This window comes from Streptomyces sp. NPDC014656 (assembly GCF_043084305.1).
Classification (GTDB): domain Bacteria; phylum Actinomycetota; class Actinomycetes; order Streptomycetales; family Streptomycetaceae; genus Streptomyces.
Map to the genome: position 1 here is coordinate 137,799 of NZ_JBIBZN010000019.1, position 8,381 is coordinate 146,179.

An 8,381-nucleotide genomic window follows, 5' to 3' on the forward strand; every position below is an offset into this window, starting at 1 on the left:
ATGCGAGATCCGCTGTCCGTCCTCACCGAAGCCTTCACCTCCTTCGTCCTCGGGAAGGTGGAGACCACCCGCCTGCCCGTCCGCACCTCCACCGGCCAGGCCCAGGCCGTCTACCTGCCGACCGCCGCCCCCGGCCTCGGCGACTCCGGCGTGATCATCGGCCGCGAGGTCTACAGCGGCAAGGGCTACGTCTACGACCCCTTCCAGCTGTACGGACAGCAACTCCCCGCCCCCCACTGGCTCGTCCTCGGCGAATCCGGCAACGGCAAGTCCGCGCTGGAGAAGACGTACGTGCTCCGCCAGCTCCGCTTCCGCGACCGGCAGGTCGTCGTCCTCGACGCCCAGGGCGAGGACGGCGTCGGCGAGTGGAACCTCATCGCCCAGGAGCTGGGGATAACCCCCATCCGCCTGGACCCCATGGTCGCCAACGACGCCGGGATCCGCCTCAACCCGCTCGACCCCGCCATCACCACCACCGGCCAGCTCGCCCTGCTGCGCACCATCATCGAGGTGGCGATGGGCCACGGCCTCGACGAGCGCGCCGGCTTCGCCCTCAAGGTCGCCCACGCCCACGTCAACGAGCACGTCACCGACCGGCAGCCGATCCTCACCGACATCGTCGAGCGCCTGCGCCATCCCGAGGCCGAGTCGGCCGAGGCGATGAACGTCGACATAGACGACGTACGGGCCTGGGGCCTCGACGTCGCCCTGGTGCTCGACCGGCTCGTCGACGGCGACCTGCGCGGCATGTTCGACGGCCCGACCACGGTCGGCATCGACCTCGACGCGCCCCTGATCGTCTTCGACCTCTCCCACATCGACCGCAACTCCATCGCCATGCCCATCCTCATGGCGATCGTCGGCGTGTGGCTGGAACACACCTGGATCCGCCCCGACCGGAAGAAGCGCATCTTCCTCGTCGAGGAGGCCTGGCACATCATCAACAGCCCCTTCGTGGCCCAGCTGTTCCAGCGCCTGCTCAAGTTCGGCCGCCGCCTCGGCCTCTCCTTCGTCGCGGTCGTCCACCACCTCTCCGACGTCGTCGACGGCGCGGCCGCCAAGGAAGCGGCGGCGATCCTCAAGATGGCCTCCACCCGGACCGTCTACGCCCAGAAGGCCGACGAGGCCCGCCACACCGGCGGGGTCCTCGGCCTGCCCCGCTGGGCCGTCGAGATCATCCCGACCCTCACCCCCGGCATCGCCGTCTGGGACGTCAACGGCAACGTGCAGGTCGTCAAACACCTCATCACCGAACGCGAACGCCCCCTCGTCTACACCGACCGCGCCATGACCGAGTCCTCCGGCCCCGCCGACCCCGACCTGGAGTGGGAGACCGAACAGCGCGCGCTGATGATGGAACGCCAGATGGACGACAGCTCGCAGTCGACGGTGGCGTGACGTGACGGAGGCACGGCAGAGGCAGGGCGGCGGCGTCTCGGACGGGTTCCTGGTCGGGCTCTTCGCCCTGATCCTCGGCCTGGCCCTGCTCGTCTGGTCCGCGACCGGCCTGTCCGCGTTCCTCGCGCACGGCGCCTGGCCGGACGGGGTGGAGCTCGCCAACACCCCGCAGGCCCTCCGCTCCCTCGCGGCCGCCCCCACCGACCTCCCCGCCGCCTGGCCGGCCACCCCGCCCGGCCGGCTGTCCGGCTACGGCCTCTTCTGGGGCCTGGTCATCGGCCAGGCGATGGTCCTCGCCGTCCTCGCCGTCTTCCTCCTCGGCACCTTCGCCCGCTGGCGCGCGGTCCGCGCCCACCGCCGCGCGGGCACGTACGCCAAGCCCACACCGGAGCCGGCACCGGCGCCGGTTCCGGTACGCGACCCGGCCCCGGCCCCCGCGCGGGAACCCGCCCCCGAGCCCGCCCCCGTACCGATACAGAAGACCGCCCCCGGAGAACCGGAACCGGAACGGCGACCGGAGCCCACCCCGGCCCCACCCCCGACCCCGCCCCCCTCCCAGCCCCCCGGCACCGTCTACGGCCCGCCGGACGCCCGCCGCCCCCTGGCCGTCCAGGCGATCGCCGACGCCGACGGCCCGGTCCTGGTCGTCACCTCCGACCCCACCGTCTGGGCCGGCACCAAGGACGTGCGCGGCAAGCTCGGACCGGTCCTCGTCTACGACCCCGGCCACCTCTGCGACACCCCGGCCCGCCTCCACTGGTCCCCCGCCGAGGGCTGCGCCGACCCGGACACCGCCCAGGCCCGCGCCGCCGCCCTGCTCGCACCGGTCCGCCCGCACGCCCGGCTCGACGCGGCCACCGCCACCACGGCGGAAACGCTCCTGCGCTGCTGGCTGCACGCCGCCGCCGTGGACCGCCGCCCCTTCCGCCAGGTCCACCGCTGGGCCCAGGGCACCGACGCCCACGAGCCGGTACGCATCCTCCGCGGCCACCCGAAGGCCGCCTCCGGGCTGGCCGGCCTGCTCGAAGCGGCACTCACCGCCCACCCCGACACCCGGCGCACGGCCCAGGAACTGACGGCCCGTGCCTTCTCGGCCTTCTCCTCGGTCCACATCCGCGAGGCCTGCACCCCGAATCGAACGGATTCGCTGGCCCTGGCATCTTTCCTCGCCGAAGGGGGCACCCTCTACGTGGTGGGTGAACCGATCGAGGACCCGCGCACCCACCCGGGCGCGATGCCCCTCCTCACCGCGCTCGCGTCGCACGTGGTCGAGCACGGCCGCCGCATGGCCGCACGGTCATCCGACGGTCGGCTCGACCCACCACTCACCCTCGTCCTCGACGACATCGCCGCGGTGGCCCCCCTCCCGCAGCTCCCCCACCTCCTCGCCGACGGCCCCCGCCAGGGCCTCCCCACCCTCGCCCTGATGCGCTCCCCCGAACAGTCCCGCACCCGCTGGCCGGAACACACCCTCAGCCCCTGAGCGAAAGCCCAGGACGTCCCCGGGGCCCCCGGGGACCCGGGGGCCCCGGGGGCCCCGGGGATCCCGGCCGCCCGGGCCCCGCCAGCCTCCTCCTCCCCCCCGGAACCGGCTACACCCCCGCCGGCCTCAGCAGCTCGTACTCGTCCTCGTACGCGCCCGCGCCACCAGGCATCGGCACCCGCTCGCCCGAGGCGACGAAGCCGTACCGCCGGTAGAAGGCGGCGGCCCTGGCGTTCTCCTCGTGGACGTAGAGCCGCACCCGCCGGATGCCCTCGACGGTCCACGACCACTCCACGGCCGTCCGGAACAGCGCGTCGATCACGCCGGTCCCGCGCGCCTCCGGCCGCACGAACACGCCGACCAGGTGCGTCTGGTCGACCTTCGCGACCTCCCCGAACCGCACGCCGTCGTCCGTCGGCCGCTCGACCAGCGCCGTCACCGTGCCCAGCCAGCGCCCGTCCGGCGCCTCGGCGACGAACTGCCGCACCCGCCCGTCACCGGTCGGCGCGGCGGCGGCCGTCCGCCCCCGCCAGAAGTCGTCGGGGCGCGCCACCGCGTCCTCGTGGGTCTCCAGGAAGGCGAGGTGCGCGACGGGGTCCAGCAGCGCGGCGAGCCGCAGCTCGCGCGCCTTCTCCCACTCGTCGGCACGGACGGGACGGATCTCGAGGTTCATGCGGCATCCTCACTCGCCGCCGCCGTGCCCCACAAGGGAATTGCCGGCTCGGCGCCGCGCTCGGGGCCGCCCCGTCGTACCCCGGTACGACACCGCCCGCGCGGCTGCCGACCACGGTCGGACGCCCGCGCCCCGCCCGCTCCGTAGCGTCGGCACCATGATCCGAGCAGAGCGACTCACCAAGCGGTACGGCGAGCGGACCGTCGTCCGCGACCTCTCCTTCACCGTCCACCCCGGCACCGTCACCGGCTTCCTCGGCCCCAACGGCGCCGGCAAGTCCACCACCCTGCGCATGGTCCTCGGCCTCGACTCCCCCACCCACGGCACCGCCACCGTCGGCGGCCGCTCCTACGCCTCCCACCCGGCGCCCCTCACCCAGGTCGGCGCGCTCCTCGACGCCCGCTCCTTCCACCCGGGCCGCACCGCCTTCCACCACCTGATGGCCCTGGCCCACACCCACGGCATCCCCCGGTCCCGCGTCGAGCACGTCCTCGGCGTCACGGGCCTCGCGGACGCCGCGGGCCGCCGGGTGAAGGGCTTCTCCCTCGGCATGGGCCAGCGCCTCGGCATCGCCGCCGCCCTCCTCGGCGACCCCGCCGCCGTCGTCCTCGACGAGCCCGTCAACGGCCTGGACCCGGAGGGCGTCCGCTGGGTCCGCACCCTCCTCACCTCCCTCGCCGCCGAAGGCCGTACGGTCCTCGTCTCCTCGCACCTGATGAGCGAGATGGCGCTGACCGCCGACCGGCTCGTCGTCATCGGGCGGGGCCGGCTGCTCGCCGACACCACCGTCACGGACCTCGTACGGGACGCGGGCGCGGCCTCCGTCCTCGTCGTCACCCCCGACGCCGACCGCCTGCGCGCCCTCCTCCCGCCGGACGCCCACGCCACCGCCGAGGCCCCGGACACCCTCCGGGTCACCGGCCCGGACGCCCCGGCGATCGGCCGGATCGCCGCCGCCCACGCCGTCGAACTCCACGCCCTCACCCCCGAGACCGCCTCCCTGGAGCAGGCGTTCATGGACCTCACCCACGACTCCGTCGAGTACCAGGGAGCAGCGGCATGACCACCACCCCCGCCCCGTACGGGGTCGGCCTCCCGCGCGTCCTGCGCTCCGAGTGGCACAAGCTGTGGACGGTCCGCTCCACCTGGATCACCATCCTGTCGGCGGTCGCGCTCGTCCTCGGTGTCGCCCTCCTGATGGGCGGCACCTACACCTCGGGCGGCGGGGACTCCGACGTCGACGTCGTCGTCCTGACCCTCTACGGCTCGCAGCTGGGCGGCATCTGCCTCGCCGTCCTCGGCATCCTCGTCACCGCGGGCGAGTACTCCTCCGGCCTCGCCCGCGCGACCTTCACCGCCGTCCCCGGCCGTCTGCCGGTACTGGGCGCGAAGGCCGCGGTCCTCGGCGCCACCGTCCTCGTCCTGAGCCTCCTCACCAACCTGGCGGCCTTCCTCACGGCCCAGGTCTTCCTCGACGACACCGACCAGGCCGCCTCCCTCACCGACGACGGCGTCCTCGCCGCCCTCGCCGGCAACGCCGCCGGCCTCGCCCTGCTGTCGCTGCTCGCCCTCGGGCTCGGCGCCGCCCTCCGCTCCGTGCCCGGTGCGCTCGGCGCGTTCATCGGCGGCGTCCTCGTCCTCCCGGAGGTCGTCGGGATGCTCCCGTACGACGCCGTCGACACCGCGCTGCGGTACTTCCCCACCCAGGCGGCCGGGGTCCTCGGCTCCGCGTCACCGCTGCCGGGCGCGCCGTCGGCGGGGGCCGCGCTGCTGGCCCTGGCGCTGTGGGCGGCGGCGGCGCTCGCGGTGCCCGCGGTGTTGCTCCGCCGCCGGGACGTATGAGGATGACGGCCGGATGAGGAGGATGGGCGGATGACGACGGAGACGACGGCCCCCAGCCGGTGGGCGCACCAGCTCATCACCCGGGTGCGGGCGGCCGACGCGGCCCGCCCGTGGCTGTGGGACGGCGCGCTCACGGCCTTCTGGACGGTCGGGGCCCTGGTGGACGCGTCGGGCGGCTGGCGGAACGTGGCCCGGGACCCGTCCCTCCCCGCCGGCATGGTCGTCGCCCTCAGCCTCGCCCTCTCGCTCCCCCTGTACGCGCGCCGCCGCCGGCCGACGACGGTCCTCGCCGTGATGGCGGCGGCGGCGTTCGTCAGCGAGGCGTCCGGCGCCTTCCTCCAGGCCGGCTTCCTCCAGGCCCTCCCCCTGTTCCACATCGCGCTGGCCCGCCCGCCGCGCCGCCTCCTGTGGTCCTTCGCCCTGCTCCTGGCCCCGCTCCTCATCGGCGCGCTCCGCTTCGACGGCGAGGAGTGGCACGTCCACGTCACCTCCGCCCTGTGGGGGTACGTCTTCGTCGCCCTGGCCGGCATCACGTTCCGCTCCCGCCGTGACCACACCGCGAGCCTGGTGGACCGGGCGCGCCGTCTGGAGATCGAGCGCGACCAGGAGGTCCGGCTGGCGGCCGCCGCCGAACGGGCCCGGATCGCCCGGGAGATGCACGACATCATCGGCCACAACCTGTCGGTCATCACGGGCCTCGCGGACGGCGGCCGGTACGCGGCGGCGAAGAGCCCCGAGCGGGCGGCGCAGGCCCTGGACGCCATCGGTACGACGAGCCGCCAGGCCCTGGACGAACTCCGCCGCCTCCTGGGCGTCCTGTCCGCCCCCGACGACGCCCCGGCCGCCGCCCGAGCCCCCCAGCCGACCCTGGCGGACCTGGAACCCCTCCTGGAAGGCGTACGCAAGGCGGGCCTGCCCGTCGTGTCGGAACTGCCCGCGCCCCTGCCGCCGCTGCCGCCGGGCGCCCAGCTGACGGTCTACCGCGTGGTCCAGGAGTCCCTGACGAACACGCTCAAGCACGCGGGCCCCGCCGCCACGGCCACCGTCCGCCTGGTGGCGGAGGGGGACGCGGTCCGCCTCACCGTCACCGACACGGGCACCCCGCCCGCCACCACCACCGACCGGGGGCAAGGACAGGGCCTCACCGGAATGCGCGAGCGCGCGGCCCTCTATGACGGCACACTCGACTGCGGTCCCCTGCCGTCGGGTGCCGGCTGGCAGGTCCGCCTCCGCATCCCCACGGCTCCCCCTCCCGCTCACGTTCCCGTCCCCGCTCCGGAGGATTCCCGCCCGTGACGACGGTTCTGATCGCCGACGACCAGCCGATGCAGCGTTTCGGCTTCCGGATGCTCCTGGAGAGCCAGGACGACATGACGGTCGTCGGGGAGGCCGCGAACGGCACCGAGGCCGTCCGCCAGGTCGCCGAACACCATCCGGACGTGGTCCTGATGGACATCCGCATGCCGGGCCTGGACGGCATCGAGGCGACCCGCCGCATCATCGCCGCGGGCGCCCGCACCCGCGTCCTCATCATCACCACCTTCGACCTGGACGAGTACGCGTACGACGGCCTCCGCGCCGGCGCGAGCGGCTTCCTGGTGAAGGACGCCCAGCCGGAGGAACTCCTCGCGGGCGTCCGCGCGGTCGCGGCGGGCGACGCGGTGGTGGCCCCGAGCCTGACCCGCCGCCTCCTGGACACGTACATCCACCATCTGCCCGCGACCCCGGAGTCCGCGTCCGCCGCCCCGTCCCCGCGGGAGGACTCCCGTCTGAGCGGCCTCACGGAGCGCGAGCGCGAGATCCTCACGGTCATCGGCCAGGGCTGGACCAACACGGAGATCGCCGACCGCCTCCACCTCGCCGAGTCCACGGTGAAGACCCACGTGGGCCGCATCCTCGCGAAGACGGGGGCGAGGGACCGCGTCCAGGCGGTGATCCTGGCGTACGACACCCAGCTGGTGAAGCCGGCTTAGAGCTCGTAACACGATCATGAGTTGTGCTTCTTGAGCCGTCGCCAGCAGATGAGGCCGCAGGCCAGGGAGACGAAAGCGTCGTGCAGTTCGGTACGACGTTCCCAACGGACAGCGAGGCGCTTGAACTGGTGGAGGAGAGCGAAGGTCTGCTCCACCACGTAGCGGAGCTTGCCCAGACCCTCGATGTCCGGGCACCCCTGCGGGAGATCACCGGCAGGATCCGGCGCTTGCGCAGTGCACGGCGGTTGAGGTCGGAGTCGTAGCCCTTGTCACCGAGCAGGGCTTCGGGACGCCTGCGGGGCCGGCCAGGTCGTCCGGCGACGGGCGGAATACCGTCGACCAGAGCGAGGGTCTGGGTGACGTCGTTGACGTTGGCCGCGGTGGTGATGACCTTCAGCGGGGTGCCGCGTCCGTCGCAGATCAGGTGGTGTTTGCTGCCCGTCTTCCGCCGGTCGACCGGCGACGGACCGGTGTCGGCGCCCCTTTTTTCGCGCGGACGTGGGAGCCATCGACGCACGCTCTGGACCAGTCCAGTTCACCCACCGCGTTCAGCTCGGCGAGCAGGACCCGGTGCAGCTGGTCGAAGACTCCCGCCTGCTGCCACCGCTCAAGGCGCCGCCAGCAGGTCTGCCCGGAGCCGAACCCCAGCTCCAGGGGCAGCAGTTGCCAGGCGATGTCGTTGTGCAGCACGTACAGGATGCCCTGCAGGCACCGCCGGTCCGCCACCGGCCGCGGGCCGGGAGCCTTCTCGGGCCAGGGCGGCAGCAGCGGCTCGATCAGCGCCCACAAGTCATCGTCCACGATCCACGGCCTGGTACTCACACCATCCCGAACGGCCGAATCGTCACACCGGTCACGGCCGACCAGGACCGTTCACTAAGATCCTGTTACGAGCTCTTAGGAGGATGTCGGGGAAACCCCCGGAAACGCAGAAAAGCCCCGCACCAGATGGTGCGGGGCTTTCCCACAATGATTGTTCGGCGGCGTCCTACTCTCCCACAGGGTCCCCCCT

Annotated in this window: 7 protein-coding genes and 1 pseudogene; 6 read left to right on the forward strand and 2 right to left on the reverse strand. The window is 73.6% G+C overall.

The genetic code is table 11. The annotated features are described in order from the left end of the window. Complete coding sequence (locus ACF1ED_RS32835) at positions 1 to 1,398, forward strand: ATP-binding protein (RefSeq protein WP_391766744.1); 1,398 nt, start codon at positions 1 to 3, stop codon at positions 1,396 to 1,398. Position 1,399: 1 nt separating this feature from the next. Then, positions 1,400 to 2,881, forward strand: a complete 1,482-nt coding sequence (locus tag ACF1ED_RS32840) for a type VI secretion protein (protein WP_391766746.1) — start codon at positions 1,400 to 1,402, stop codon at positions 2,879 to 2,881. 109 nt (positions 2,882 to 2,990) lie between these two features. Here ACF1ED_RS32840 and ACF1ED_RS32845 read toward each other — a convergent pair whose 3' ends face one another. Next, a complete protein-coding gene (locus tag ACF1ED_RS32845; protein WP_391766748.1) occupies positions 2,991 to 3,554 on the reverse strand; it encodes a GNAT family N-acetyltransferase in 564 nt (187 codons plus the stop codon). Between the two features lie 157 nt (positions 3,555 to 3,711). On the opposite strand from ACF1ED_RS32845, the gene ACF1ED_RS32850 reads away from it, so the two are divergent. The 4 genes from ACF1ED_RS32850 to ACF1ED_RS32865 are packed head-to-tail and all read left to right on the forward strand — an operon-like array spanning position 3,712 to position 7,369. After that, positions 3,712 to 4,617, forward strand: coding sequence for an ABC transporter ATP-binding protein (locus tag ACF1ED_RS32850; protein WP_391766750.1), 906 nt, complete (start codon positions 3,712 to 3,714; stop codon positions 4,615 to 4,617). After that, a complete protein-coding gene (locus ACF1ED_RS32855; protein WP_391766752.1) occupies positions 4,614 to 5,396 on the forward strand; it encodes an ABC transporter permease in 783 nt (260 codons plus the stop codon). Before ACF1ED_RS32850 ends, ACF1ED_RS32855 begins: the two co-directional genes overlap by 4 nt. A 30-nt stretch (positions 5,397 to 5,426) precedes the next feature. Further along, complete coding sequence (locus tag ACF1ED_RS32860; protein WP_391766754.1) at positions 5,427 to 6,692, forward strand: sensor histidine kinase; 1,266 nt, start codon at positions 5,427 to 5,429, stop codon at positions 6,690 to 6,692. Next, on the forward strand, positions 6,689 to 7,369 hold the full coding sequence (locus ACF1ED_RS32865) for a response regulator (RefSeq protein WP_391766756.1): 681 nt from the start codon (positions 6,689 to 6,691) through the stop codon (positions 7,367 to 7,369). The genes ACF1ED_RS32860 and ACF1ED_RS32865 overlap by 4 nt, the downstream gene beginning before the upstream one ends. Positions 7,370 to 7,383: 14 nt before the next feature. Here ACF1ED_RS32865 and ACF1ED_RS32870 read toward each other — a convergent pair. Continuing rightward, positions 7,384 to 8,191: pseudogene (locus ACF1ED_RS32870) on the reverse strand (IS5 family transposase). Between the last annotated feature and the right edge of the window lie 190 nt (positions 8,192 to 8,381).

What these genes read in the sequence shown, in the direction of transcription:
- ACF1ED_RS32850 (WP_391766750.1), top strand. Translation starts at nt 3,712, where the DNA reads ATGATCCGAGCAGAGCGACTCACCAAGCGGTACGGCGAGCGGACCGTC.
- ACF1ED_RS32855 (WP_391766752.1), top strand. Translation starts at nt 4,614, where the DNA reads ATGACCACCACCCCCGCCCCGTACGGGGTCGGCCTCCCGCGCGTCCTG.
- ACF1ED_RS32860 (WP_391766754.1), top strand. Translation starts at nt 5,427, where the DNA reads ATGACGACGGAGACGACGGCCCCCAGCCGGTGGGCGCACCAGCTCATC.
- ACF1ED_RS32845 (WP_391766748.1), bottom strand. Translation starts at nt 3,554, where the DNA reads ATGAACCTCGAGATCCGTCCCGTCCGTGCCGACGAGTGGGAGAAGGCG.
- ACF1ED_RS32835 (WP_391766744.1), top strand. Translation starts at nt 1, where the DNA reads ATGCGAGATCCGCTGTCCGTCCTCACCGAAGCCTTCACCTCCTTCGTC.